Annotated in this window: 28 protein-coding genes and 4 pseudogenes; 11 read left to right on the forward strand and 21 right to left on the reverse strand. The window is 62.2% G+C overall.

Features of this window, described 5'->3' with window-relative positions:
- Positions 1 to 19: 19 nt before the first annotated feature.
- Positions 20 to 325 (reverse strand): annotated as a pseudogene (locus CR103_RS17470) (IS6 family transposase); the annotation flags it as partial.
- A 53-nt stretch (positions 326 to 378) separates the two neighbouring features.
- On the opposite strand from CR103_RS17470, the pseudogene CR103_RS17475 reads away from it, so the two are divergent.
- A pseudogene (locus tag CR103_RS17475) lies at positions 379 to 1,521 on the forward strand (IS4 family transposase); the annotation flags it as partial.
- Here CR103_RS17475 and CR103_RS17480 read toward each other — a convergent pair.
- Genes CR103_RS17480 through CR103_RS17490 form a run of 3 tightly spaced genes read right to left on the reverse strand, consistent with a single transcriptional unit; the run spans position 1,505 to position 3,083 of the window.
- Positions 1,505 to 2,038 (reverse strand): DUF799 domain-containing protein, encoded by a 534-nt coding sequence (locus CR103_RS17480; RefSeq protein WP_099917221.1) that lies wholly within the window; start codon positions 2,036 to 2,038, stop codon positions 1,505 to 1,507. The pseudogene CR103_RS17475 and the gene CR103_RS17480 sit on opposite strands and share 17 nt — an antisense overlap.
- Positions 2,039 to 2,055: 17 nt before the next feature.
- A complete protein-coding gene (locus tag CR103_RS17485) occupies positions 2,056 to 2,364 on the reverse strand; it encodes a DUF4810 domain-containing protein (RefSeq protein WP_229443554.1) in 309 nt (102 codons plus the stop codon).
- A 35-nt stretch (positions 2,365 to 2,399) separates the two neighbouring features.
- Positions 2,400 to 3,083 (reverse strand): CsgG/HfaB family protein, encoded by a 684-nt coding sequence (locus tag CR103_RS17490; protein WP_099917223.1) that lies wholly within the window; start codon positions 3,081 to 3,083, stop codon positions 2,400 to 2,402.
- A gap of 269 nt (positions 3,084 to 3,352) precedes the next feature.
- Between CR103_RS17490 and CR103_RS17495 the strand changes: the two genes are divergently transcribed.
- The gene (locus tag CR103_RS17495; protein WP_099917224.1) at positions 3,353 to 5,053 is read left to right on the forward strand and encodes a thiamine pyrophosphate-binding protein; all 1,701 of its coding nucleotides are present in this window, start codon (positions 3,353 to 3,355) and stop codon (positions 5,051 to 5,053) included.
- Between the two features lie 20 nt (positions 5,054 to 5,073).
- Here the strand turns inward: CR103_RS17495 and CR103_RS22215 are convergent, their stop codons facing one another.
- The 9 genes from CR103_RS22215 to CR103_RS17535 form a co-directional block, all read right to left on the reverse strand.
- Positions 5,074 to 5,265, reverse strand: coding sequence for a hypothetical protein (locus CR103_RS22215; RefSeq protein WP_143752662.1), 192 nt, complete (start codon positions 5,263 to 5,265; stop codon positions 5,074 to 5,076).
- A gap of 85 nt (positions 5,266 to 5,350) precedes the next feature.
- Complete coding sequence (locus CR103_RS17500) at positions 5,351 to 5,797, reverse strand: nuclear transport factor 2 family protein (protein WP_099917225.1); 447 nt, start codon at positions 5,795 to 5,797, stop codon at positions 5,351 to 5,353.
- Positions 5,794 to 6,561 carry an SDR family NAD(P)-dependent oxidoreductase gene (locus tag CR103_RS17505; RefSeq protein WP_099917226.1) on the reverse strand — a complete coding sequence of 256 codons (768 nt, stop codon included), beginning with the start codon at positions 6,559 to 6,561 and terminating at the stop codon, positions 5,794 to 5,796. The genes CR103_RS17500 and CR103_RS17505 overlap by 4 nt, the downstream gene beginning before the upstream one ends.
- Entirely contained in the window at positions 6,558 to 7,097 is a 540-nt protein-coding gene (locus tag CR103_RS17510; protein WP_099917227.1) for a DUF3833 domain-containing protein, read from the reverse strand. The genes CR103_RS17505 and CR103_RS17510 overlap by 4 nt, the downstream gene beginning before the upstream one ends.
- A gap of 28 nt (positions 7,098 to 7,125) precedes the next feature.
- The gene (locus CR103_RS17515; protein WP_099917228.1) at positions 7,126 to 8,382 is read right to left on the reverse strand and encodes an MFS transporter; all 1,257 of its coding nucleotides are present in this window, start codon (positions 8,380 to 8,382) and stop codon (positions 7,126 to 7,128) included.
- Complete coding sequence (locus tag CR103_RS17520; protein ID WP_099917229.1) at positions 8,379 to 8,963, reverse strand: chalcone isomerase family protein; 585 nt, start codon at positions 8,961 to 8,963, stop codon at positions 8,379 to 8,381. Before CR103_RS17520 ends, CR103_RS17515 begins: the two co-directional genes overlap by 4 nt.
- Positions 8,960 to 10,246 (reverse strand): SAM-dependent methyltransferase, encoded by a 1,287-nt coding sequence (locus CR103_RS17525; RefSeq protein WP_099917230.1) that lies wholly within the window; start codon positions 10,244 to 10,246, stop codon positions 8,960 to 8,962. Before CR103_RS17525 ends, CR103_RS17520 begins: the two co-directional genes overlap by 4 nt.
- On the reverse strand, positions 10,243 to 11,001 hold the full coding sequence (locus CR103_RS17530; RefSeq protein ID WP_229443556.1) for a DUF1365 domain-containing protein: 759 nt from the start codon (positions 10,999 to 11,001) through the stop codon (positions 10,243 to 10,245). Before CR103_RS17530 ends, CR103_RS17525 begins: the two co-directional genes overlap by 4 nt.
- Positions 11,002 to 11,026: 25 nt before the next feature.
- On the reverse strand, positions 11,027 to 12,331 hold the full coding sequence (locus tag CR103_RS17535; RefSeq protein WP_099917232.1) for an NAD(P)/FAD-dependent oxidoreductase: 1,305 nt from the start codon (positions 12,329 to 12,331) through the stop codon (positions 11,027 to 11,029).
- 309 nt (positions 12,332 to 12,640) lie between these two features.
- On the opposite strand from CR103_RS17535, the gene CR103_RS17540 reads away from it, so the two are divergent.
- The 6 genes from CR103_RS17540 (at position 12,641) to CR103_RS17565 (ending at position 18,187) form a co-directional block, all read left to right on the forward strand.
- Entirely contained in the window at positions 12,641 to 13,582 is a 942-nt protein-coding gene (locus CR103_RS17540) for a MerR family transcriptional regulator (RefSeq protein ID WP_099917233.1), read from the forward strand.
- A gap of 109 nt (positions 13,583 to 13,691) precedes the next feature.
- A complete protein-coding gene (gene ftsY, locus CR103_RS17545) occupies positions 13,692 to 14,828 on the forward strand; it encodes a signal recognition particle-docking protein FtsY (protein ID WP_099917234.1) in 1,137 nt (378 codons plus the stop codon).
- 5 nt (positions 14,829 to 14,833) lie between these two features.
- On the forward strand, positions 14,834 to 15,508 hold the full coding sequence (locus CR103_RS17550; RefSeq protein WP_099917235.1) for a cell division ATP-binding protein FtsE: 675 nt from the start codon (positions 14,834 to 14,836) through the stop codon (positions 15,506 to 15,508).
- Positions 15,505 to 16,425 carry a permease-like cell division protein FtsX gene (gene ftsX, locus CR103_RS17555; RefSeq protein WP_099917236.1) on the forward strand — a complete coding sequence of 307 codons (921 nt, stop codon included), beginning with the start codon at positions 15,505 to 15,507 and terminating at the stop codon, positions 16,423 to 16,425. Before CR103_RS17550 ends, ftsX begins: the two co-directional genes overlap by 4 nt.
- Before the next feature lie 351 nt (positions 16,426 to 16,776).
- Positions 16,777 to 17,676: an RNA polymerase sigma factor RpoH gene (rpoH, locus tag CR103_RS17560; protein ID WP_099917237.1), complete on the forward strand. Its 900-nt coding sequence runs from the start codon at positions 16,777 to 16,779 to the stop codon at positions 17,674 to 17,676.
- Positions 17,677 to 17,779: 103 nt separating this feature from the next.
- Entirely contained in the window at positions 17,780 to 18,187 is a 408-nt protein-coding gene (locus tag CR103_RS17565; RefSeq protein WP_099917238.1) for a hypothetical protein, read from the forward strand.
- Here the strand turns inward: CR103_RS17565 and CR103_RS17570 are convergent.
- The 4 genes from CR103_RS17570 to CR103_RS17585 form a co-directional block, all read right to left on the reverse strand.
- Positions 18,184 to 18,423 (reverse strand): hypothetical protein, encoded by a 240-nt coding sequence (locus tag CR103_RS17570; RefSeq protein ID WP_099917239.1) that lies wholly within the window; start codon positions 18,421 to 18,423, stop codon positions 18,184 to 18,186. The two genes, CR103_RS17565 and CR103_RS17570, sit on opposite strands and share 4 nt — an antisense overlap.
- 37 nt (positions 18,424 to 18,460) lie before the next feature.
- On the reverse strand, positions 18,461 to 18,658 hold the full coding sequence (locus CR103_RS17575; RefSeq protein ID WP_143752663.1) for a hypothetical protein: 198 nt from the start codon (positions 18,656 to 18,658) through the stop codon (positions 18,461 to 18,463).
- Between the two features lie 9 nt (positions 18,659 to 18,667).
- Complete coding sequence (nhaA, locus tag CR103_RS17580) at positions 18,668 to 19,903, reverse strand: Na+/H+ antiporter NhaA (protein ID WP_099917263.1); 1,236 nt, start codon at positions 19,901 to 19,903, stop codon at positions 18,668 to 18,670.
- Between the two features lie 342 nt (positions 19,904 to 20,245).
- A complete protein-coding gene (locus tag CR103_RS17585) occupies positions 20,246 to 21,727 on the reverse strand; it encodes a SulP family inorganic anion transporter (protein WP_099917241.1) in 1,482 nt (493 codons plus the stop codon).
- Between the two features lie 291 nt (positions 21,728 to 22,018).
- Between CR103_RS17585 and CR103_RS22845 the strand changes: the two genes are divergently transcribed.
- Complete coding sequence (locus CR103_RS22845; protein ID WP_180279447.1) at positions 22,019 to 22,174, forward strand: DUF8583 domain-containing protein; 156 nt, start codon at positions 22,019 to 22,021, stop codon at positions 22,172 to 22,174.
- Between the two features lie 161 nt (positions 22,175 to 22,335).
- Here CR103_RS22845 and CR103_RS17590 read toward each other — a convergent pair whose 3' ends face one another.
- The 4 genes and pseudogenes from CR103_RS17590 to CR103_RS17605 form a co-directional block, all read right to left on the reverse strand.
- Positions 22,336 to 22,545 (reverse strand): hypothetical protein, encoded by a 210-nt coding sequence (locus tag CR103_RS17590; protein ID WP_099917242.1) that lies wholly within the window; start codon positions 22,543 to 22,545, stop codon positions 22,336 to 22,338.
- Between the two features lie 472 nt (positions 22,546 to 23,017).
- A complete protein-coding gene (locus CR103_RS23570) occupies positions 23,018 to 23,434 on the reverse strand; it encodes an ISAs1 family transposase (protein WP_370659460.1) in 417 nt (138 codons plus the stop codon).
- A pseudogene (locus CR103_RS24200) lies at positions 23,424 to 23,687 on the reverse strand (ISAs1 family transposase); the annotation flags it as partial. The pseudogene CR103_RS24200 and the gene CR103_RS23570, both read right to left, overlap by 11 nt.
- A pseudogene (locus CR103_RS17605) lies at positions 23,687 to 23,992 on the reverse strand (transposase); the annotation flags it as partial. The pseudogenes CR103_RS17605 and CR103_RS24200, both read right to left, overlap by 1 nt.
- Before the next feature lie 308 nt (positions 23,993 to 24,300).
- Between CR103_RS17605 and CR103_RS17610 the strand changes: the two are divergent.
- Both CR103_RS17610 and CR103_RS17615 read left to right on the forward strand, forming a co-directional pair.
- Entirely contained in the window at positions 24,301 to 25,275 is a 975-nt protein-coding gene (locus CR103_RS17610; RefSeq protein ID WP_099917244.1) for a tripartite tricarboxylate transporter substrate binding protein BugD, read from the forward strand.
- 109 nt (positions 25,276 to 25,384) lie between these two features.
- Positions 25,385 to 25,948 carry a tripartite tricarboxylate transporter TctB family protein gene (locus tag CR103_RS17615; RefSeq protein ID WP_307719721.1) on the forward strand — a complete coding sequence of 188 codons (564 nt, stop codon included), beginning with the start codon at positions 25,385 to 25,387 and terminating at the stop codon, positions 25,946 to 25,948.
- The last annotated feature ends 3 nt before the right edge of the window (positions 25,949 to 25,951 follow it).

The raw sequence follows: 25,951 nt of genomic DNA on the forward strand, positions 1-25,951 counted from the left end.
TCGCGCTTTGCGGTCAGCAGAAGTCGACGGTCTTTCCCTGCTTGTCGACAGCGCGATAGAGGTATTTCCAGATGCCCTTGACCTTGATGTAGGTTTCATCCATGCGCCAGCTGGTGCCAACCGGGCGCTTGTGTTTGCGGGCCATCTTCTCGACAAGCGGCAAGAAGCGGATTGCCCAACGGTTGATCGACGAATGATCGACCGACACACCGCGCTCTTGCATCATCTCTTCGAGGTGCCGGTAGCTCAACGGGTAAGCCACGTACCAGCGGATGCAAACCAGGATCACGTCGATCGGGAAGCGCATCCCTTTGAAGTTGAGCATCTCGATTCATCCAATATCCGGGCGTCATAGTCTACCTGATCAGCAACCATGGTCTGGCTAACGCGACAGAACCGACGCAGCAACGCATGGCGACATTGCCGGTGGTGCTGTGCCTGCAGGACACGACCGAACTGGACTTCAACGGCCAAGGCGCGTTTGGCCTCGGCCCGTTGAGCTACAAGGCCCAGCGCGGCATGTACCTGCATCCGACCTACGCGGTCACGCCCGCGCGCGAACCGCTGGGCATTATCGACGCGTGGATGTGGGCGCGCGAAAAGAAGGACAAGTCCGGCGCGCGCGGCGGACCGAAGGAAAGTGTGCGCTGGATCGAGGGCTACGAGCGGATCGCGGAGATGGCGGCGCAACTGCCCGGCACGCGCTTGGTGTATGTGGCCGACCGCGAGGCCGATCTGGTGCCCTTGATGATGCGCGCCCAAGAACTGGCCACGCCAGCCGACTGGCTGGTGCGCGCCAAGCACAACCGCTGCCTGCCCGACGGCGAGAAGCTGTGGCAGCACACGGGCGCGGACGCGCCGATCGGCGAGCTGACGTTCGCGATGGCGGCGCGGCACGGCGTGAAGGCGCGCACGGTGCGTCAGCAACTGTGGGCACGCACGGTGACTCTGCCTGCGGGTAAAGGCACGAACGTCCTCGCCACGTGCGTGATCGCGCGCGAGATCGGCGCGCCCGATGGCGTCAAGCCGATCGAGCGGCGCTTGCTGACCAACCGCGAAGCCGCCACGCCCGAGGCGGTCGTCGAGCTGATCGACTGGTACCGCGCACGCTGGGAAATCGAAATGCTGTTCGACGTGCTCAAGAACGCCTGCCGTGTCGAGGCGCTGCAACTGGGCTCGATAGTGCAGCTTGAACGGGCCTTGGCGTTGTTCATGGTGGTGGCGTGGCGCATAGCGCGCTTGATGCGTTTGGGCCGGACCTGTCCGGATCTGGATGCGGAACTGTTCTTTGATCCAGATGAAATTCAAGCGGCCTATCTGCTGCGCAAGAAAACACCGCCGGACAAGCCGCGCTTGAACGACGTTCTGCGCCAGGTCGCCTGCATCGGCGGTTTCCCCGCCCGCAAGAGCGGTGGCGAGCCCGGCGTCAAGACGGTCTGGCTTGGATTGAAAGATGTTCACGTGGCCGTGGAAACGATACGCGCGTTACGGGAAATTGGCGCGCTTAACACTTGTGTATAACGAGGTGTGTTGAAGCTCCCGCCCAAATCACTCGCCCGTTTCGCAAGTCCACGATCTTGCCTTCGATAGTGACCACGGTTTGACTGCCAAGCACGAAATAAGTTGTTCCATATTTCTTTACCTTGGGATAGACGGCGGCATCCGCGCCGAAAATGTTGTCCAGTTTATCCGTTGCGACATTATGGATATCTTCCGGTACCGTCAGCCCATTTTGTTTAAAAGTCTCATCTACGAGGCTGACCGGCATGACGTAATATCCCGCCTCTGCCAAGGGAAGCGCAGTCGATGCCATTACTCCGATCGTAGCCTTGACTTCAGGTGTTTCGTTGAGTGGGGGAAGGATCAGGAAAGAAGCTGGACGGCTTCGCTTGAATGCCGTGTAGTCATAGGGCGCCCTTGGCGTCGCGCAGACGGTCAACAAAGCAATTATTGGGAGCAGCGCCACCGATTTGTTACGCACTTTGACTGGAAAATCTAAGCTGCATTTTCCTGAAGCGATCAACGTTTGCTGTGTCATGATTTTTTCTCGTTCATCTACTTCATAAGAAATTCCATGTAATGTGAGGATTCGGGAAATGCGGCTTTTTCGGCTTTAAATTGCTGCTGTGCGTCTTCGTATTGACCTAACTGCAAGTGCAGCATTGCAATGTGGGCGCGGAATCCTGGTGGCAGGCGAGTTCCAGCGATTTTCGCTCGCTCGATCTGTGCTTGCATCAGACGAATCTGCTCGCCAGGGTTCGCATCTTCGTGCTTCAAGAATTGGTACACATTTCGCTGGTAAGCATCCCATTGATACATGGGGGCTGGGGCATGGGCGCAGCCAACCAAACTACCAATGATCAAGCCGCCAATCAGTCGGCCTGCCCAAGGTGAGCACCTCATTTCGGGGCTCCCTGCGTCTGGGTTTGCCCCTGACCGGCGTCCAGCCCCGAGACCAGATTGTTGACCGCTTCACGCATAGCCAGATCGAGCACTTTTCCATTGAGCGTCGCGTCATACCCGGCAGTGCTGCCGAAACCGATGACCTCCCGATTCGATAATTCATACTCACCGGCACCTTGAGCGGAGTAGACCACCTCAGAAGTCAGGCTATTGACGATATTGAGCGTCACTTTTGCGTAAGCGCTTTGCGACTTGCCGCGGCCGAGCAGGCCAAATAACTGACGATCGCCGACATCTTTCCGACCAAATTCAGAAATAGCACCCGTAACCAGGTAATCCGCGCCGCGAATGGCCTGCTGACGGGCCTGGTATTGCGCTTCCTGTTTGCCTTCTGTAAGGTTGTCGCGATCAAGGACGTTAAATCGATGGGATTGCTGAAGGTGAGCGACAAGCGTCGACTTAGCCTGGGCGCCCAACCGATCCTCGCCATCTGTAAAGATTCCGCGCATAAATGGCGAACGATTGTCAAATTTGCCGACCGATACCAGAGTCCGTGCGCCCCGATACGGCGCGTTTGCCGAATCAACCTTTGCCACTGTCAACGTGCGTGACGATTCAGTCGCGCACCCACCAAGAACCGTTAGACCAATTGCAACGCACACCATATTTACACGAAACATATCTGTTTTCCTTATAGTTATTTGGTTTAAATTTTATGCGATACATGAACGCGCAAACAAAATATACAACGAGTTAAGTTGCAATTTTGCAATGATGATATTTTGTCCAGTCTAAAAAATACAGCAACATCTTTTCAGATCGAATTATTTCGAATTGAAAAGGTTCGATTTCTAAATTTGGTGTCGCCATTTCAAAAGCCGGTGGGAAATGGCTCGCTTAGAATGAATCAACGCGATTTTCCCGACTTTTCCCAGCAGAGGCAGCAGCCATGACCCACCCATCCCGCAGCGGCGGCCAGATCCTGGTCGACGCACTCAAGATCCACGGCGTCGACCTCGCCTTTGGCGTGCCCGGCGAGAGCTACCTCGACGTGCTCGACGCGCTGCACGACTCGAGCATCCGTTTCATCGTCAACCGCCAGGAAGGCGGCGCCGCCTTCATGGCCGAAGCGTACGGCAAGATGACGGGCCGGCCGGGGATCTGCTTCGTCACGCGCGGGCCGGGCGCCACCAACGCCGCCATTGGCGTGCACACCGCGTTCCAGGATTCGACGCCGATGATCCTGTTCATCGGCCAGGTCGGGCTCGACTTCGCCGACCGCGAGGCGTTCCAGGAGATCGATTACCGCCGCATGTACGGCCAGATGGCCAAGTGGGTGGCGCAGATCGACCGCGCCGAGCGCATCCCCGAATACATCGCGCGCGCCTTCCAGGTCGCCACCAGCGGCCGTCCCGGCCCGGTGGTGCTGGCGCTGCCGGAAGACATGCTGGTGTCGATGGCCGCGGTGGCCGACACCCGGCGCTATCATGCGGTGCAGGCGTCGCCGTCAAGCTTTCAAGTCGACACGCTGCGCGCCATGCTGGCGCAAGCCAGCCGCCCGCTGCTGCTGCTCGGCGGCGGCACCTGGACCGCCCAGGCCTGCGCCGACGTGCAGCGCTTTGCCGAGGCGAATGCGCTGCCGGTGGCGTGCGCCTTCCGCTTCCAGGACCTGCTCGACAACTTTCATCCGAATTACATCGGCGACGTCGGCATCGGCATCAATCCGAAGCTGGCCGCGCGGGTACGCGATTGCGACCTGTTGATCGCGTTCGGCCCGCGCCTGGGCGAGATGACGACGAGCGGCTATTCGCTGCTGGCGTCGCCGGTGCCGCTGCAGTCGCTCGTGCACATCCATCCCGCCGCGGAGGAACTGGGCAGCGTCTACCAGGCCGACCTGATGATCAACAGCGGCGCGCCGCAGGCGGCGGCGATGCTGGCGGCGATGGCGCCGGTCAATAGCGAATCATGGCGCCACAGCGCGGCCGAGGCGAAGGCCGAATTGGCAGAGTACCAGCAGCAGCCGCCGATTTTCACCGATGGCGGCGCCCCTCTCGACCTGTGGCAACTGGTGCAGCAGCTGATGGCGGCGGTGCCGAAAGACGCCATCATCACCAACGGCGCCGGCAATTACGCGACGTGGGCGCACCGCTTCTACCGCTACGGCGGCATGCGCACCCAGCTCGCGCCCACCAGCGGCGCAATGGGCTATGGCGTACCGGCCGGGATCGCCGCCAAGATCATCGACCCGCAGCGCACCGTCATCACCTTTGCCGGCGACGGCGAGTACATGATGAACGGCCAGGAACTGGCCACCGCCGTGCAGTACGGGGCCGGGGTAGTCATCATCGTCTTCAACAACAGCATGTTCGGCACCATCCGCATGCACCAGGAGCGCGGTTATCCGGGACGGGTATCGGGCACCAGTTTGCACAATCCCGATTTCGCGGCGCTGGCGCAAGCGTACGGCGCGCACGGCGAAGTGGTCGAGACGACCGCGCAATTCGGCCCGGCTCTGGTGCGCGCGCTCGAGCACACCAGGACGCGCCAATTGCCGGCGGTCATCGAGCTGCGCTATGACGGCAACCTGATCACGCCGAACGCGACGTTGACAACGATCCGGGCGATGGCGCAAAAAGAGAAAGATCGATAGCAGCTGGAGGACACCGCCGGCTACTCGAGACCGAGTTCGGGCGGCAGCGGCAACGGCTTGTCGTGCACGCTGACCTGGCCCACCGGGCTGGTAAAAAACAACGCAATGAGGGCAATGAACAAGGCGCACAGCAAGGAGCGCAAGGTGCGGGCGCCGCGCACCACCACCTTGTCGCTCCAAATCATGCGCCTGAGATATCCTGATATCTTCATGATTGCCCCCTGGCCGATGCAAAGCCCGAAAACAGTTATAGCAGCAGCAAGGGGTTTTCAACTGATCTGCATCAAACGTGCGCGCCTACTTGTTCGCGGCGCGCTTGAGCCAGCGAATGACCGCTCCAATCAGGGGCAACTTCTCGTATAACTCTTCGGCGGCATCCCAATAATCCCGGTGCAACTGAACCGCCCCGGCGGCGTCGAAGCGCAGGTGGGTGGCGCCGCGGATGCACTGGCGCCCATCGGCAAAGCGCTTCATGCGAAACGTGAACTGCCACACCAGGAAGGCGTCGGCGCCCTGCAGCACGCGGGTGCCGACGACAAAACGCGGCTCATGCACCTGCTCGAACATGTGAGCGAAGATGGCGACGATGGCGTCGATCCCGCGCACCTCGTTGAACGGATCCTTGAACTGCGCATCGGCTGCATAGATGGCCGGCAGCTGCGCCAGCGACGCCTCGCTGAGGTTTTCGTAGAACTGCACCAGGCGTTCGAGTTCGGTTTCGTACGTGTGGAGTGCGTCGATCATAAGCCAGTCACCCGGTGGATCAGCCAGAAATACCAGCGGTACGGCAGCAGCCGCGCCAGCCGCAGGCTGTTGGTAAAGCGCTTTGGAAAATGGATATGGAACTGGCCGCGCCGGATGCCGTCGACCATGGCGGCGGCGGCTTGGTCCGCGCTCATCAACGCCGGCATGTGAAAATCGTTCTGCTTCGTGAGCGGCGTGTCGACAAAGCCGGGATTGATCTGGTAGACCGCGATGCCGCGCGGGTGCAGGTCGAGGTACAGCGACTCGGTCAGGTTGATCAGCGCCGCCTTGGTCGGGCCGTACACCAGCGCCTTCGGCAAGCCGCCGTATCCCGCCACCGAGGCGACGATGCCGATGCCACCAAAGCCTTGCGCGAGCAGCAGCGGCAGCACCGCATCCAGGCAGTTGAACACGCCGCGCAGGTTCAGGTCGATCATCGCGTTGGCTTGCGCCAGGTCGAAGCTGTCGGCCCGCATCTCGTTGTAGCCGCCGGCCAGCACCAGCACCAGGTCGACGCCGCCCCACGCGGCATTGATCTGGTCGCGCGCGCGCAGCACGCTGGCGTGGTCTGTGATGTCGAGCGGCGCGGCCAGCGCGTGTGGATCAACCTTGGCCGCATTTTGAATCGCCTCGGCGTTGCGGGCCGACAGCGCGACGCGGGCGCCGAGCCGCAGCAACTGGCCGGCGCAAGCGGCGCCAATACCGCTGGAAGCGCCGATCAGCCACACCCGCTTGCCGGTCCAGTCGTCGATGCGCGGATTCATCGTTTGCTAAACGACAGCGTGACGCTGCCGAGGTTGATGCCGAATTTGCTCATCGCGGTGCGGTTCAGCATCACCTTGTCGTCGATCAGGAACATCCAGTCTTCCATGTCGACGTTGTAGACCTTGTCGCCGACCGGCTGCGCCAGCACGTACTTCCAGCGCAACGCGTTGCCCGAGACGACGCCGTGCGCGACGCCGATCACGTCCGGCGCCGTCGCAGTAAAGGTGCCGGGGCCGGTCTTGGTCAAGGTCCACACCCGCTTCTGCCTGGTGCCGTCGGAATAGGTAAAATCTTCGTCGAGGGTGCCGGTGTCGCCCTGCCAGCGGCAGCGCATCACCACCACGAAGCGCTTGACGACTTCGCCCGAGCGGTCCTGGAACATGCCGTGGGCGTCGAGGGTACCGTTAAAATAAGTCTGGATGTCGAGCCGCGGCTGCGCGGCTGCATACTGTTCCGGCCGCGGTCCCGAGCAGGCGGCCAGCATGGTGGCAAAGGTGGCAAGTACGGCCGCGCCGGCCAAGTGTTTGAGGTTCATGAGCTTCCTTTTAAATTAGTCAATCAATTTAGCAATCTCGCAGCGGCGCGCGCCACAGCATTGCGGCCGCCACCAGTTTCATGGCACACGGCAGCAGCGCGTAGGCGCCGGCCAGCGCACCGGTGCCGGCCTGCTGACCGGGCACGTAGCCGAACCACCCCAGCAGCGGCAACGCGATGCCGGCCGCCAGCGCCAGTGTCATTTGCACGCCCCAGTTCCACACGCCGAAATAGGCCGCTTCCCTGCCCCCCGTTTGCCCCGACCGTTGACCCGAACCCTGGCCGTTTCTCGCGATCACGCCGGCCAGCAGCGCCGGCGGCAGTGCCAGGTCGGCGCCCAGCGCCAGTCCCGACAGGATGCAGATCGCGCCGAACGGCAGCGCCGCGCCGGGCCCCAGGCCAAAGGCCCAGACGAACACCAGGCTTGACGCGAGCATCGCGCCGGCCCAGGCGCGCGCTTCGCCGAAGCGCCGCGCCAGCGCAATCCACAACGGCATCGACAGCGCCGCCGCGCAGAAGTACAGGATCAGGAACATACCGGAAAGCGGGGCCAGCCGCAGACGGTCGCCGGCAAAAAACAGGAACAGCGTGGCGGGAATCGCCGACGCGACACCATTGACCAGCAGCACCGCAAACAGCGCGCGAAAGCGCGGCTCGGCGAACGGCGCGGCCAGCGCGCGCCAGTGCAGCACGGGCGCGCGCTGGACGGCGGTGGCGGGCCGCACGGCTTTGGCCAGCAGTGCGGCGCCCACCGCCAGCGCGGCGCAAAACGCCAGCGACAGGCCGTCGTAGCCGGCCAGCGTGGTGACGGCGGCGGCCAGCACCACGCCGGCCAGGCCGCAGGCCTCGCGCACGCCCGTCACGCGCGCCCGATCCGACTGTGCGCCGGTCAACGCCGCGCCCCAGCTCTGGTGCGCGATGGTGGCCAGGCTGAAACCGAAGTACACCAGCATCAAGGTGGCGCCGAACCAGGCCAGCGTGGCGCCGCCGGCCATCGCCGGTGGATGGAACAGCCCGAGGAAACCGGCCAGCAGCAGCGGCAACGCGAGCGCGATGTAGCGGACGTAGGCGCCGCGTCCGCGTTCGATCCACCAGCCCAGCAGCGGGTCGATGAAGGCGGCGGCGATGCGCGCTACCAGCAGCGCGACGCCGATCGAGGCCAGCGGCAGGCCGGCGCGCTCGGCATAGAACTGCGGCAGGTAGACGTAGATGGGCAGCGCAACCATGGCGAGCGGCAGCCCGAAAAAGCCGTAGCACAGCAGGTTGGGCAGCCCGAGCGGCTTCATGGCGGCCCGGCCATGGGTTGTTCACTCTCGCTTGGCCCCGTCCCTCGTGCCCCGGCGTCTTTGAGCAGCGCCACGCGCAGCGCCGGCGCGGTGGTCTTCGGATCGAGCCAGATGCCGAAGAAGGCGCGGGCGAAGTCGTCGTCAATGACGGTCGCCATCGGCTTGCCGTCGAGGTAGAAGCGCGTGCCCTGGCTTGGCACGAACACACCGGTGATATGGGAACCTTCCCGCACATCGGGGAAAATCGCCGTCATTTTCTGCAGCCATGCCTGGCGTTGGCCCGGACTGCCGGCGCCGATTTTTTCCATCTGCTCGGCACTCGCCTCGGCGATCTTTTTGCCATTGAGCTTGCGCGCGTACCGCAGGTCGAGCGCGAACGGCGTGCTCGATCCATAGCCCTGCGGCCCGACCCACAGCTGGGCGGAATAGATGTTCACCGCAAAATAGCTGAACGCGCCGCTGCCGGCCAGCCGCGCCTTCGGCACGTCCTGCTCGATGTGGGCCGGCGCCGCGTGCGCCAGCGTGGCGGCCAGCGCCAGCGCCAGCAAGGCCGGAAGAGCCAAAACGCGGCGCGCCATCATGCCCGCTTCACCAGCGTGAAATGCATGACGTCGGTATTGCGGGCCCTGAAGGCGGCCTCGCAGTAGCACAGGTAGAACTCCCAGGTAAGGATGAAGCGCTCGTCAAAACCCTGGGCGCGCACCGCGCCGAGCTGCGCGTGGAAGGCCTTTCGCCACGCCACCAGGGTGTCGGCGTAGTCGATGCCGAAGCCGAATTGATCGACCACTTCCAGGCCGTGCTCGGCTGCGAGGCGGACGAACCTGGAAGGCGACGGCAGCATCCCGCCGGGGAAAATGAACTGCTGGATGAAGTCGGTGCCCTTGCGGTAACGCTCGAACAGTTCGTCGGCGATGACGATGGTCTGCACGCAGGCGCGCCTGCCTGGCTTCAGGCTGCGCGCAATGCACTGAAAATAGCTCGGCCAGTAGCTTTCGCCAACCGCTTCGAACATCTCGATCGAAGCGATGGCGTCGTACTGGCCGCTGCTGTCGCGGTAGTCGCACAGCTGCAGATCGACCTGATCGGCCAGGCCAGCGCCGTCGATGCGTTTTTGCGCGTACGCCAGCTGTTCGGTCGACAGCGTCAGTCCGGTGACGAAGGCGCCCGCTTCGCGCGCGGCGATCTCGGCAAAGCCGCCCCAGCCGCAGCCGATTTCGAGCACCCGCGCGCCCGGCGCTAGGTCGAGCTGGCCGAGGATGCGGCGAAATTTTGCCGCCTGCGCCAATGCCAGGTTGCCGCCGGCCGACTCGGTAAATAAGGCGCTCGAATACGTCATCGACGGATCGAGCCACAACTGATAAAACGGGTTGCCGATGTCGTAGTGGGCGTGGATGTTCTTGCGGCTGCCGGCCTTGCTGTTGCGGTTGAGCAGATGCTTGATACGGTAGAACAGGCTGCCCAGCCAGCTGCCGTACACCAGCGACTCGATTTGGGCGCGGTTGTGCGCCAGCAGTTCGATCAGGCCGGGCAAGTCGGACGTACTCCAGTCGCCGCCGATGTACGACTCGGCAAAGCCGATGTCGCCCGAGCGCATGGCGGCGGAAAACAGGTTCCAGTTGCGCAGCTCCAGTGTCAGTGCCGGCTTCGGTTGCAATCCGGCCGGCGCCGAGGCGGCGCCGAAATGGCGGCACACGCCGTCGGGAGTGGTCAGCGCCAGCGCACCGTGCTTCAGGTTCGCCAGCAGCTTGAGGATGATCCTGGCGGCCGGCGGCGCCGAACCTGCGGGACTGGCGGGAGTGGCGGCATTCGCGCTGGAATTTGCCGCGCGGGCCGGCACGAGCGAAGTTATGGAGTCGGAGTTCATCGGGTTACTTTTTGATGTGGTGGGACTGGTTTCGGATGGAACGGCAACCGCTTGAGGAACAGCCGCAGCGCCTGGAAATGGATGCGGACGACGACGCCGAAGGTCATCAACGGATATTTGAAAAAGGCGGCGCCAACACCGGCACTGGTGATTGGCACGCCGATGCCCGACAGGCTCGTTTGCAGCAGCAGGCCGTCGGCGTCCTGGTAGTCGATGCAGGCCAGCGTGTTTTCGGCCATTTGTCCGCGCAACGGGCGCATCGCGCGCATGAAACGGAAGCGGTAGCGGCCCTCGACGGCGAAAAATGGCGATACGTGGAACACCTTGCGCGCTTCCATTTCGCTGCCGTTGGCGATCTCGGCGCCGTTGTCCAGAAGGTAGAAATGGCGTTCGCCGAAGGTGTTGCGCACGTCGCACAGCACCGCGCGCAGCGCGCCGTCGGCGCGGTGGCAGAACCAGAACGAGACGGGGTTGAACACGTAGCCGAGCACGCGCGGCATGGCCTGCAGCCAGATCTCGCCATCGGCATCGAACACGCCTTCGCGCCGCAGCAGCGCGTCGATCCATTCCGCCAGCGGGGTGGTGCCGTCGCCATGGTCGGCATCATGGAACGACAGCAGGTTGAAGCGGTTGTACGAGAACAGCGCACAGCCGGCTCGCGGCGCACGCACCGGCAGGCGCAGGTAGTAGGCGCGGTACTCGAAGGCGTTGACGACCGGGCGCAGGCGCTTGTGGCGCACCTGGCCGAAGCACAACTGGGCGTGCGCAACCGCGCCGCGCTCAGGCGGCTGAATGCTGGCGCTCCATTGCCAGGGCGGTCAGCGACGCCGCCACCGCCAGTCCCGATTTCAGGCCGTCCTCGTGGAAGCCGTAGCCGGTCCAGGCGCCGGCGAACCAGGTATTCTGCTCGCCCTGGATCTGTACCAGGCGCTCCTGGGCGGCGGTGGCCGCGGCATCGAACACCGGGTGAGCGTAGTCGAATTGGGCCAGCACGCGGGCCGGGTCGGGCGCGTCGATCGGATTGAGCGAGACGATCACCGGCGCGGTGCATGGCAGCGGCTGCAGCATGTTTAGCAGATAGTGCACGCAGACTTCGGGCTTGGCGGCAGCGCTGCTCTGGTAGTTCCAGGCCGACCATGCCTTGCGGCGCTCCGGCAGGCAGGTGGAATCGGTGTGCAACACCGCGCGGTTCGGCTGGTAGCGGATGGCCGACAGCACCCCTCGCTCGCCGCCGCTGGCGTCGCCCAGCAGCGCCAGCGCCTGGTCGCTGTGGCAGGCCATGACGACATGGTCGAAGTGTTCGACGCCGGCGGCGCTCTCGATGCGCACCGGGCGCGCGGCGCCGGTCCCGCGCAACACCGAGCGTACCGGGGCCGACAAGCGGCGCGATGGGATCGCGGCCAGCATCTTGTCGACGTAATTGCGCGCGCCGCCCTTTACGGTGCGCCACTGCGGCCGGTCGCTCACCTGCAGCAGGCCGTGGTTGTGGCAAAAGCGCACGAAGGTCGACAAAGGGAAAGCGAGCATCTGGTCGGACGGGCAGGACCAGATGCAGGCGGCCATCGGCAGCAGGTACCAGTGGCGGAACTGGGTGCTGTAGCCTTGCTGGTCGAGCCAGGCGCCGAGCGTGACAGCGGGGATCGCGCCGATGTGCGCCACTGCGCTGTCTTTCGCCATTGCGCTGGCTTGGCGGTTGAAGCGCAGGATATCCGCCACCATGCGTAAAAAGCGCGGATCGAGCAGGTTGGCGCGCTGAGCGAACACGGTGTCGAGGTTGGCGCCGGCCCATTCGAGCGTGCGCCCGCTTGAGCGCGGCAGCTTGACCGAAAACGACATCTCGCTCGGCGCCGACTCGACCCCGAGTTCATCGAACAGCTTCACCAGGTTCGGGTAGGTGCGCTCGTTAAAAACCAGGAAGCCGGTGTCGACGCCGAACTTGAAGCCGTCGAGCGCGATGTCGACGGTGTTGCTATGACCGCCGAAATAGCTGCCTGCTTCGAACAACGTCACGTCTTGCCGCGCCTGCGCCAGGCGGTACGCGCATGACAACCCGGCAATACCGGCTCCTACCACTGCTATTTTCATGCCGCCGCCTTTTGTATTTTAATTTGTCGTGGACAAACCATACTTCGCAATGATAATCCGTGAAATAATCATTCTTGTCAAACGTTTGTCATGGACAGAGTTCTTGCATCCTTTTTATACGTTGTTCAGCCCAAATCGGATTCAATGCAGGAACCATTTTTATTTTTCAACTGCGCCGGGCAGTGTCGATATGCGTTTGCAACATCGGGCAAATTTGTCGTAGCTGCTCATAGTCGAGGTAAAATACCAACTGCCGCTTCAACGCGGCGATGTCCTGAACAAGAACCAGAAACTGCGATCGAGCTTGCCATGACCACTCCCCCTAGGCCTGTCGTCCTTTCCAGCATCAGCGATGTCGAGCGCGACGTCGGCGTTGCCAAGGAAACGCTGCGCGTGTGGGAACGCCGCTACGGCTTTCCCCAGCCCCAGCGCGACGCCAACGGCGAGCGCCTGTATCCGCCCGAACAGCTGGTCCGCCTGTCGCTGGTCAAGCGGCTGCTCGACCAGGGTTATCGGCCGGGCAAGATCATAGGGCTGGACATCGACGAGTTGGCCGAACTGGGCGCCAAGCCGGGCAAGGCGGTCGCGGCGCGCGGCCTGGACGATGCGGAAATCTGCGCCTGCATCGACCTGCTGCGGGCCCACAAGGTGGCCGAATTGCGCCAGCGCGTGTCGCAGGCGATGCTGTCGATGGGGTTGCAACGTGGCGTCGTCGAGCTGATCGCGCCTTTGACCGGCGCCGTCGGCCTGGCCTGGGCGCGCGGCGAGGTCGCCGTCTTCGAGGAGCACTTGTTTTCGGAAATGCTGCAAGGTTTGATGCGCAACGCCATTTTTGCCGCCACCCAGCAATCCGGCCATGCGCAGGCCACGCCGCGCGTGCTCTTGACCACGGTGCCGCAGGAACGCCACGGGCTCGGCCTGCTGATGGCGGAAGCCCTGCTCTCGCTCGAACGGGCGCATTGCGTCTCGCTCGGCGTGCAGACCCCGCTCGGCGATATCGTCGACGCCGCGCGGTCCCAGCGCGCCGACATCGTCGCGCTGTCGTTCTCGGGCGTTACTTCGGCGCGCTCGATAATCGACAACGTCAACGAACTGCGCAGCCGGCTCGGCGACCAGGCCGAGGTGTGGGCCGGCGGTGCCGGCGTCGAAATGGCGCGCCGTCACCTGGCCCCGGGGACCGTACTCGACCTCACCACGATTCCCACGGCGGTGGCGCGCTGGCGCGCCCAGCACGCCACTCTTGCCGTCTGAACATGCCTGACGGCGGCTGACCGCCCTGCTCTGGTAAAATACTGGCCAATCGATTCGTCGTGCCCGGCACCCCCGGGCATGTGCATGCAGCGCCCGCCCCCACACGCCAATGTTCAGTTTTTTCAAGAAGAAACCGCCGGTTCCCGAGACCGCCCCGGCCGCCCCTGCTGCGGCGCCGGCACCCGCACCGCCTCCCACGCCTGCCGCGTCGCGCCGTTATGGCACTACCTCGACATTCGTTGCGCCGACAGTGGCGCCGGTGCCGGTACCGGCCGCACCTGCCGCCGTCAGCCTGCCAATCGCCAAAATCGCCGAAACCGCCGAGCGCCCGGTACTCGAGGCCGAACGCAGGTCGTCGTGGATGGCGCGCCTGAAGGCCGGGCTGTCGAAAACTTCCACCAACCTGTCGCTGCTGTTCGTCGGCGCCAAGATCGACGAAGACCTGTACGAGGAACTCGAGTCGGCGCTGCTGATGGCCGACGCCGGCGTAGACGCCACCCAGTTCCTGCTCGACGGCCTGCGCCGCAAGGTCAAGGAAGACAAGTTGCTGGACGCATCCGCCGTCAAGGCCGCGTTGAGACTGCTGATGACCGACCTGCTGCGCCCGCTCGAAAAGCCGCTCGAACTGGGCCGCCACACGCCGCTGGTGATGATGATCGCCGGCGTCAACGGCGCCGGCAAGACCACCACCATCGGCAAGCTCGCCAAGCACATGCAGCAGCACGAACAGTCGGTGCTGCTGGCCGCCGGCGACACCTTCCGCGCCGCCGCCCGCGAGCAACTGATGGTGTGGGGCCAGCGCAATAACGTCAACGTTATTTCCCAGGAATCGGGCGATCCGGCCGCGGTCGCGTTCGACGCGGTGCAGTCCGGCAAGGCGCGCGCCATGAATGTCGTCATGGTCGACACCGCCGGCCGCCTGCCGACCCAGCTGCACTTGATGGAAGAGCTGAAAAAGATCAAACGCGTGATCGGCAAGGGCATGGACGGCGCCCCGCACGAAATCCTGCTGGTGATCGACGGCAATACCGGCCAGAACGCGCTGGCGCAAGTGAAGGCGTTCGACGACGCGTTGGGCCTGACCGGCCTGGTCATCACCAAGCTCGACGGCACCGCAAAAGGCGGCGTGCTGGCGGCGATCGCGCGCAGCCGCCCGGTGCCGGTGTATTTCATCGGCGTTGGCGAAAAAATCGAAGACTTGCAGCCATTTAGCGCCGACGAGTTCGTCGAAGCGCTGCTCGGATAAGCCCCATGATCGAATTCCAGTCCGTCTCGAAGCAGTACTGCGCCCATGCCGTCGCCCTGCGCGACGTGTCCTTCAATGTCGCCAAGGGCGAGCTGGTGTACCTGGCCGGCCCGTCCGGCGCCGGCAAGTCGACTTTGCTGAAGATGATTGCCGCCATCGAGCGCCCGACCGGCGGCGCGGTGCTGGTCAATGGCCAGGACATCGGCAAGCTGGGCAAGGCCGGGGTACCGTTCTTGCGCCGCAACCTGGGCCTGATTTTCCAGCAGCAGAAACTGCTGAACGACCGCAGCATCCTGGCCAACACCATGCTGCCCTTGCTGGTGACCGGCGCCGCCAGGGCCGAGGCCGAGCGGCGCGCCCGCGCCGCGCTCGACAAGGTCGGCCTGCTCGACCGGGCGCGCGCGCTGCCGCTCGAACTGTCCGGCGGCGAGCAGCAGCGGGTGGCGATCGCCCGCGCCATCGTCAACCGGCCGCAGATCATCCTGGCCGACGAGCCGACCGCCAACCTCGACCGGGCCAGCGCCGACAAGGTGCTCGACGCCTTGCGCGCCTTCCACTCGGTCGGCGTGACGTGCATGATTTCCACCCATGACGAGCTGATGCTGGAGCGGGAAGTGGACGCGCGCGTGATCCACCTCGATCACGGTCAGCTGGTACAGCCAGCGCAGGTGGCACCATGAAGCGCTGGATGCGGCAACACCGCTTCGCCATCGGCGCCGCGCTCGGCAACCTCGGCAAGTCGCCCGGTAGCTTCCTGTTCAACGTGGTGGTGGTGGCGATCGCGCTGGCGCTGCCGTTCGCCGGCTTGACCTTGCTCGACAACGTCAGGCCGATGTCGGAGCAGTTGTCGGTCGATCCGGAGATCAGCCTGTTCGTCACACCGGCGACGACGCGCGAACAGGCGCTGGCGCTAGCGCCGGCGCTGCGCGACATACTGCGCGGTAGCAACGGAAAAGTCGTTTTTGTGGCGCGCGAACAGGCACTCGAGACGCTCAAGGCAAAGAACGGCCTGGCCGAAGTGCTCGGCACGCTGGGAGAAAATCCGCTGCCGGACGGCTATATGATGAAGCTCGACGGCTTTAGCAGCGCGCAAGATGCCGCCAAGGTCGACGCGCTGGCCGCACAGTTGCGCGCGCTGCCTGGCGTCGACACGGTGCAGGTCGACTCGGCCTGGGTCAAGCGCCTCGCCGCCCTGCTCGGCGTGCTGCGCCTGGCGCTGCTGCTGCTGGCGGTGACGCTCGGCATGGTGGTGATCGCCGTCGTGTTCAATACCATCCGCCTGCAAGTGCTGACCCAGCGCGACGAAATCGCCGTCTCCAAGCTGATCGGCGCAACCGACGGCTTCATTCACCGGCCGTTTTATTACACTGGTGCGCTGCTTGGCTTGTGCGCCGGCATCGTGGCGCTTGGCGCGGTGACGCTGGCTTTGGGTCCGCTGAACGTGTCGATTGCCGAATTCGCCAGCCTGTACGCCAGCCAGTTCCAGCTGAACCCGCTCGGTCCCGCCGGCATGCTCGCCCTGCTCGCCATCAGTGCCGCTCTCGGCCTGGCCGGCGCCCTGCTGTCGGTGCAGCGCCACCTGGCGCGATTGAACTAAATAGGTCGCCTCGGGTCTGATTCCACTTGACCGTGCGTAAACGAACAGAAGACCGGCGTCAACTGGCGTTATCGTACGGTCCATTGGATTGTCATAGTGGCGATTACTTTCCCCGCACTGCGCGCCCGGATTGATAAATATCAATAGTTGACAGCGACTGTCCCCTACAGTGTAGGTTGCCCCAAAAAATGATCTTTAGGGCAACCTTACAGTCTATCAAGGTCATAGTTTCAGGCGATTGGCACTCTAACCCGGAGAGTGCTAAACTATTATTGCATGGCTGGGAAGACAAGACCACCGCCAGCGTCCGGTAACAAACAATGCTGTACCGATCACATTACGAGGCTATACATGACGACGATTCCGGCACTCTCCGCACTGGTCCCGACCAACAATCGTGCACTGGGCGTGGGTTTTACTGGCAATCTGGGCAATATCGATGCCTATATTTCGGCCGTGAACCGCCTGCCGATGCTGACGCACGAGGAAGAAATCTCGCTGGCGAAGCGCTTGCAAGAACATAACGACCTTGGCGCCGCCCAGGAACTGGTGCTGTCGCACCTGCGCCTGGTGGTGTCGATCGCCCGCGGCTACCTTGGCTATGGACTGCCGCACGCCGACCTGATCCAGGAAGGCAACATCGGCCTGATGAAAGCGGTCAAGCGCTTCGATCCAAATCAGGGCGTGCGGCTGGTGTCGTACGCAATGCACTGGATCAAGGCCGAAATGCATGAGTACGTCCTGAAAAACTGGCGGCTGGTGAAGGTTGCCACCACCAAGGCGCAGCGCAAACTGTTTTTCAATCTGCGCAGCAACAAGGTCGGCCTGGACGCGATGACGCCGACCCAGATCGATGCGCTGGCCAAGCTGCTCGACGTCAAGCGCGAGGAAGTGATCGAGATGGAAACCCGGCTGTCGGGCCGCGACATCGCGCTCGAAGCGCCGACCGACGACGAGGACGACAAGTTTTCGCCGATCGCCTATCTGTCGTCGGACTTGTCGGAACCAACCAAGGTGCTCGAAGCCGAGCAGGTCACGCGCTTGCAGTCGGAAGGCCTCGAGTCGGCGCTGTCCAAGCTCGATCCGCGTTCGCGCCGCATCGTCGAGGCACGCTGGCTGGCCAATGACGACGGCTCGGGCGCCACGCTGCATACGCTGGCCGAAGAGTTCGGCGTATCGGCCGAGCGCATCCGCCAGATCGAAGCGGCCGCGCTGAAGAAGATGAAGGGTTCGCTCAGCGCTTTTGTGTAAGCGCGCCGGTGAATTGTCAAAAAGGCGCCCGCGGGCGCCTTTTACATTGGAGCGCAATTTGTGGGTTACCATGCTGGCATTGCCTCCTGCGGGAACCTGAACCATGAAGCGTCTTGCCATGTGGGCCCGCGTGCTGTGCGCGTCGGTTGCTTACAGCCTGGCCGGCTGCGCCGGCACCGCCACCGAGATGCCGTTGCGCTCCGGCAGTTACCCGCTGGCCGAACACCAGTCGGCCGCCCTGACCCCGAGCGCGTCGGTGCGCTACGACAGGTTTTCCGACAGCCGCTGCCCGAAAGGGGCGATGTGCATCTGGGCCGGCAAGGTCAGCTACCACTTTATCCTCTCCAGCCGGGCCGGCATCGAAAGTTTCGCGCTCGATTACGCCGGCGATACCTTCACCTCGAAGACGCTGCCAGGCGTCACCTTCGGCATCTCGTTTGCCGCCGTGCACGAAAGGCCGGTCGCCGAGCACGCCGTCGTGCTCGAAATAACCGTCACCGAGCCTGGCTAACTGAACCGGCCTGCCGGGAAAGCCGGCGCCGCCGCCATCAAGCGCCAGCCTTGGCCGTCGATGGCGTAAATGACAGGGATCTGCGCAATCGCGCCCAAACCGAACTGCAGCACTGCGAGCCACGAAGTTTGTTTGCGTCGGCGCGCGAAGTCGGCCAGCGGCAGCGCCGCCAGCGTCGACGCCGACAACAGCCACCACGCCGCCGCGAAGTGACGCAGAAAACGGCGCGCCAGCACACGATTGACCAGACACTGAACGTCGCCGAAAACGCTATCAGCGCGAGGCCGGTGAACACGGCGACCTGCCGGGGTAACCGATCGGCACGCCGACCGCCAGCGTCATCATGAGGGTGATCGCGGCCCACACGACGATGATCACGCGCCGTGCGCGCACCCGCATGTGCGGCGCCAGGTGCATGGCAATCGGATTGCATTGGGCAACGATACTGCCGAACCACAGCGTCCACCACACCATTTTCTTTTAACGGCCCAGGCGAGGTGGATTCACCCCAGTTGGTTCGTCGTCAAAATCCATGGTGTCCGGATCAGGGTCGGATGCCAGCGGTGCTCCCATGAACTTCAGCCAGCAGAAGCCGATCAGGCCGGCCGTGAGGGACGCCAGCAGGATCGCCATTTTCGAAGAAGTGATCACGCCGGCTTGCCCGATATAGGCCAGGTTGGTGATAAAAATCGACATCGTGAAGCCGATGCCGCCGAGCAGGCCGGCGCCCAGCACGTGCCGCCATGCGAGGTCGAGCGGCAGGCGACATATCCCGAGCGCGACCGCTGCGAAGCTAAACAGAAAGATGCCGACAGGCTTGCCGACAACTAGTCCGAGCAGGATGCCGAGGCTGTTGGCCGACAGAAGTTCTTCGGCCCAGCCGGTGCCGATGACGATACCCGTGTTGGCCAGGGCGAACACCGGCAGGATGAGGAAGGCGACCGGCGTATGCAGCGCATTTTCCAGCCGGTGCGAGGGAGACTCGACGGCATCCTGCTTGGCTGAGTAAGGAATGGCAAAGGCCAGCAGCACGCCGGCAATGGTCGCGTGCACGCCGGATTTGAGCATCAGGAACCACATCAATGCGCCACCCAGCAGGTACGGCAGCAGCGCCATGATGCGCAGCACGCGGTTCATCGCGATCAGGACTGCGAAGACGCCGAGCGCCGCCAGCAGGTACAGGAAAGACAGTTCCGCCGTGTAAAACACGGCGATGACGACAATCGCACCCAGGTCGTCCATGACGGCAAGGGCCGTCAGGAAAATCTTGAGGGACGCCGGCACCCGGCTGCCAAGCAGGCTCAGCACGCCAAGCGCGAACGCGATGTCAGTGGCCATCGGGATGCCAATGCCGGCTTGGGTGTTCGTGCCGCCGTTGAGCATAAAGTGAATCAGCGCGGGAACGGCGATGCCACCCGCGGCGGCCATGATCGGTAGCATGGCATTCCTGATATCGGATAGCTCGCCGTTATACAGCTCGCGTTCGAGTTCCAGGCCGATGAGCAGGAAAAAGATTGCCATTAGGGCGTCGTTGACCCAATGCTCGATGCTCAGGCCCGCGACGTATCGATGCCAAAATCCAAGATAGCCCGGCCCCCAGGCGGAGTTGGCAATGACCAGCGAAGCCAGCGTGCACAGGATCAGGAGTACTGCTCCGGCCTTGCCGGAATGGATAAACTGTTTGAACGTGGTCGAGAGTGGTTTTTCGATGCGCATTTTCTTCTCCGGCAAGCCCTGCCTGGTTTTGCGGCTGGGCTGCCCATTGTTAATCCGATCAACTGGCACAGGGTTTCGCCTGCAGAGAACGGTCGCTGGAATACGATGCTCTGCGCAGAGAAAACGATGAAATAGCATGGGCAACAGGCGTAAATTGGCCGCGTGGCGGCCCGACCATCGCGCGTCCTGTCATACCTGGTCGGTATGATCACCCTCATTGGATTTTACCCGACCTATCGTCAGTCCAACACGCGTGCGACGGCAACGTCCTTCACGCTGACGTCCTCGGAAGTGCATCCGCCAACAGCAGCCCTGCGTTGCCGCCGGGGCGTCGTCCGGATCTTAATGCCCTGCCAGCACATCATGCCCGTCGTGCTTGTCATGAATGCCAAACCTGTCTACCAGGGTGGCACTGGCTTCGTTGAGGCCATATACCTCTACTTGCGCGCCCAACCTGCGGAACTTGAACACGACCTTATCCAGGGCGCTAATCGCGGTGATGTCCCAGAAGTGCGCATGGGTGAGGTCAATGTGCACCCTGTCGAGGTTTTCGGTGTAGTCGAACGAGTGGACGAGCTGATCCGAGGAAGCGAAGAAGACCTGTCCCGTCACCTGGTATCGGCAAGCACGTCCCACCTCGTCAGTGCGCGAGCTGACATTGAGAAGTCGGCTGACCTTTTGGGCAAAGAAAACGCCAGACAGCAAAACGCCGGTGAGCACGCCTTTCGCCAGGTCATGGGTCGCCACGGTGACGACGACAGTGGCGACCATCACGATGCTCGAACTGGCCGGGTGCTCCCGCAAATGCCTGATCGAGCTCCAGTTGAAGGTGCCAATGGACACCATGATCATGACTGCGACAAGGGCTGCCATCGGGATTTGCCTGACCCATTCACCCAGGAACACGATCAGGGTGAGGAGCACGACACCTGCGGTCAAGGTTGAGAGGCGACCGCGGCCACCGGACTTCACGTTGATGACCGACTGGCCGATCATCGCGCACCCAGCCATACCGCCGATAAAACCGGTGGCGATGTTGGCAACGCCCTGGCCTACGCATTCGCGGTTCTTGTCACTCTTGGTGTCGGTGAGGTCGTCGACGATGGTGGCGGTCATCAGCGACTCGAGCAGGCCCACCACCATCAGCGTTGCCGAGTAAGGGAGGATGATCTGGAGGGTCTCAAGATTGAAGGGTACATTCGGTATCAGGAAGGACGGCAGGCTATCTGGGAGCTGGCCCATGTTGCCCACAGTGCGAACGTCCAGGCCCATTGCGATGGATACACCCGTGAGCACGACAATCGCGACCAACGGGGACGGCACGGCGCGCGTCACATAGGGCAGGCCGTAGATGATGGCCAGACCTGCAGCCGTGACGGCATACACGTGCCAGCTAACGTTGGTCAGCTCAGGCAACTGCGCCAGGAAGATCAGGATGGCCAGAGCGTTGACGAAACCCGTCACAACCGAGCGTGAGACAAAGCGCATCAGTCGCCCGAGCTTTATCCACCCCGCGGCGACTTGCAGAACCCCTGCAAGGATCGTGGCGGCAAGCAGGTAATCCAGACCATGGGTTTTTACGAGTGTCACCATGACCAGAGCCATGGCTCCGGTTGCAGCCGAGATCATGCCTGGACGACCGCCAAAGAAAGCGATCAGGGTGGCGATGGAGAACGAAGCATACAGGCCCACCTTCGGGTCTACGCCAGCGATGATGGAAAAAGCGATCGCCTCTGGAATGAGGGCAAGCGCGACGACGAGACCTGCAAGCAGGTCATTACGGACGTTGGAAAACCAGTCCTGGCGAATAGTTTGTAGAGACATAGATATACCTTCTCGGGCGAGCGTTGCCGGGTACTGATGGATAAGCACACTGCGCGAATAGTCGCGTGCAGCGGATTGGGAGCGAAGATTGAAAGGCACGACGTCGCAGGAAGCGACATCGATTTATCTGCCGATGAAAAAGCGTCTTACGGAGGAGTAACGGAGCAAAAATAACCGCGTGGCAAACCTGCTCCCGGGTAGAAGGGTGCGTCCTGGCCGATACACGGACGAGCGCACTGAGTGGCGTATATCGCGCGTAAGATCGTGTCAGAGGTAGGGAAAGGAACGGTCATGGCCTGCTATTTTGCACTGCAGCATAAACGTAGTCAAGGCACTTTCCTGACTGTCTGGAAGCGGCCGAAGGACCACCAGCTGGAAATGATGGGCGAAACGTTCACGCGCGCGGAAGACCGCGCGCTGTGTGGGCTGCCTCAAATTGAGGAATAAAGGGCTGGCAGGACGCCCGCACGTTGTCCTCACCAGTACGAAGATTAATCCCGATCCAGCACTGGTAGAGGGAGTCATCGTTGGGAGTTTCGAGCAAGCAGTGCCGCCGGAATGGATTTGACAGAGGCCAACGAAAATTAACAACATCAGTTTGCGCATACTTACCCAATCAGAGCTACGTGGAAATGGTCGTCGTGACGGCCGGCCGGTTTAACGAACGCAATGTTGGCGTCGTTGAAAAGAATGAACTTGACCGGGGAAAACGTGCGGAACAACTCGATCAACTTGGCGGTGGCCGCCTTGTCGTACTGAGGTTGGCTCCACTCCACGGGCTCTTCAAGCCCATCCTTGCGAACCGGGCGGACGGTCAAGGATCGGCTTGTCGCCGAACGTTTTTGAGATCGAAGAAACCTGGATGACCGATACGCTCATGGTGCGTCTTTCATGATGTGAGTGAAAAGGGCGAGAACGGTGGCGGGATCGAGTTCGAGCTGGCGCGCCTCGCGGGCGGCGCGTTCGCGCGGGGGCTCAGCGCCGACACCCGCGCTGACACCGGGTGCAAAGTATGCAGCAGCATGCGGGGCATGGCTTATTGGCGACGCGACGTAAGCAAATTCACCCCAATCAATGGGACCGCGTTATGCTCTGCGTACCAGCGACGGCGCGCATTATGGCCATGGCGATTGCATGAAGGGTCAGATTGCCAAGCCTAAGACCTTAGCAAGATAGTCGCTGTTCCACCCGGCCTTTAATCGCTTGCCGGCGACCCCGAGCTTCGTCGTCTTCTCATTTTTCAGTAGATTGAGAGCAATTCGTCGCAAGATAGCAAAGTTTTGCGCCGCTTCACCCACGCGGATGCGGCAATCGTCCTCCCGGAATGCGACGTCCAGAACCCAGCGTGCAGTTTTCGATGCCCCAGTGTGCCCGTACAGTCTTGCCCAGCAATGCCGCTTTGGCGGGCAGGCTGCTGATGTAGTATCGGCGTTCGACACTGGCTGTGCCGGTACCGTTTCTGCCGATGATTTCTCGTGTCGACTCAATCATGATCAGGCTCTGGAGGCCTGCCCAATGCTGATTTTGTTGACCGAGCCAGGCAACGTCATTGGTCACCAGGCAGCGCCGGGTTTCGATCCGTCCGTGATCTTTTTCGGTCTGGATGTCGTCCCAGAATGGACGATCCATCGTACCGCCATCGGCAGCATCGAACCACAGCTTGACGGCCTCGTTCAGACCGGGCTGGTTGTCCTTCACGCCCAGCACATAGTCGGCGCCGCTTGCGACAATCTCGGCAGCGATGTCGTGCTGGCATCCCCATCGCGTCGATCGTGATGATGGCGCCTTTGATATCGAGCGTCGCCAACAATTCTGGTATCGCCGTGATCTCGTTACTCTTGTCGGCTGTCCGGACCTGCCCCACCGTCAAACCGCTCGCGCTGCTCCATGCCGAAACAAGGTGGATCGCACTCTGCTTGCCATCATGCGAGCCACGTACGCACTTGCCATCGATGGCAATACCGCTTCGTCAATATTCATGCCGACAAACCAGCGATAGAGCAGGTTGTATTCAATGTGCTGGACCAGCTGGCGCTCGGAGCGGATCGTGAACAACGTCTGGATCAGGCTGGCCCTGAGCAAGCGTTCCGGCGCAATCGACGGCCTGCCACGGCGCGAGTACAGCGGCGCAAACTCGGCGCTCATGCTCTGCAAGATTCCGTCGACCAGAATGCGCAATCTGCGCAGCGGATGCGTCTCAGGAATGCGCTCCTCCAGCGATCGGTAGCTGAACATGGCGTGCCGGGTGACGTCGGTTTTGCGCATGGGTCGAAGTGAAAAGTTGTTCTCTTCGTACAACGTATACCCCCGCCGTCCAGTTGACAGGGCGGCGGAATTTTTCAACAGCCTGTTAAATATCGAGAGTAAACGCCTTTCTTTTTTAGTTTACAAGCAATATTTCACGAATCGAATCAGAGACTTAGGGCCAGGCTTTATGCAATCGTCCTAGCATTATGGCTGTCCCCAATGGCATAATGGGTCCGATTTTGGTATGAGTACATTGGCATAAACATGTTGCAGCGTGTTTTTGTCAATTTGCACTTCATTAATAACAATTCAGGCGAGACACACCCATGAAATTCACATTTTTACATTCCGCCGTCTTGCTGGCGTCGCTCGGCAGCGCTGTGGCACAGGCGCAGGACTTTCCGACCAAGACCATCACGATGGTGGTCCCTTTCGCCGCCGGCGGTCCAACCGACACGGTAGCGCGCCTTGTTGCACAGTCGATGGGGATCAAGCTTAAGCAGACCATCATTGTCGAAAACGTCGGTGGCGCCGGCGGCACGATTGGCGCTGCGCGCGTGGCGAAGGCCGCGCCAGACGGCTACACGTTGCTCCTGCACCACATCGGCCAAGCGACGGCGCCGGCCCTGTATCGCAAGCTGAGCTACAACGCCAACGACAGCTTCGAGCCAATCGGCCTGGTGACAGACGTGCCGATGACCCTGGTGGCGCGCAAGGATTTCCCTGCCAAGGATTTCAAGGAGTTGCTCGCCTACGTCAAAGCCAACAAATCCAAGGTCACTTATGCAAATGCCGGCCTCGGTTCGGCGTCGCACCTGTGCGGCATGCTGTTCATGACCGCCATCGACACCGACCTGACGACCGTGCCGTACAAGGGCACAGGCCCGGCCATGAATGATTTGCTGGGCGGCCAGGTCGATTTCATGTGCGACCAGACCACCAACACCACCAGCCAGATCAAAAGCGGCAAGATCAAGGTATACGGCGTGACCACCAAGGCCCGCCTGGCATCCATGCCGGACGTGCCGACCCTGAACGAAGCTGGCTTGCCGGGGTTTGAAATAAACGTCTGGCACGGCGTGTATGCGCCGCGCGGCACGCCGAAGGCGATCGTCGATACGCTGGCCGGGGCCTTGCAGGTGGCGTTGAAAGATCCTATGGTCAAGCAGCGCTTCGCCGACCTCGGCACCGAGCCCGTGGCCGAAAGCCGTGCCCGGCCGGAAGCCTTGCGCACCTACCTGAAAACGGAAATCGAGCGTTGGGCACCCATCATCAGCAAGGCCGGCGTTTACGCTGAATAAGGTTCCCCGGCCGAGCCGAACGACGCAGCGTGTCTGCCGTTCGGCTCTCGACTCTCGGCGCTAAGCTCCAAGCTCTGTTGTGCCGTCGCGCCATTGCACCATTGCGCCATTGCAGCGCCACGCCTTTGACCAGCACTACACCGACAAGCCTGCCTGCGCTGCATGTGACGCGCCGCCGGCTTGGCGGACCTACCCTGTAAGGAAAATCAACGTGCCCACCTTCATACGCCATCCAAAAGATTTTTGGACAGGCTTCATCTTTTTATTGTTCGGACTGGCAGCGGTCTATATTGGCCAAGACTACCCGATGGGGACGGCGGGCCGCATGGGGCCGGCATACTTTCCGACCATCCTGGGCAGCTTGCTGGCCATGATCGGCTTGATTGCAGTCTTCCGCTCCTGCGTGCGTCCGGGTGATGCAATCGGCAAGTTCCACATACGCGAAATCGTCTTGATCTTGTCGGCCATCATACTGTTCGGGATCCTGATGCGCGGTGCCGGACTGGTGCCTGCCGTAGTACTGCTGGTCTTGCTCAGCTCTTATGCCAGCCCGCAATTTACCTGGCGTGCGTCGCTGCTGCTTGCGCTCGGCATGGCCGTCTTCAGCGTGGTGGTGTTTGTCAAGCTGCTGGGCTTGCCCATAGCGATTTTTGGCCCCTGGTTCAGCTTTTAAATA

The sequence above is a fragment of the Massilia psychrophila genome (assembly GCF_002760665.1).
Classification (GTDB): domain Bacteria; phylum Pseudomonadota; class Gammaproteobacteria; order Burkholderiales; family Burkholderiaceae_D; genus JAFCUW01.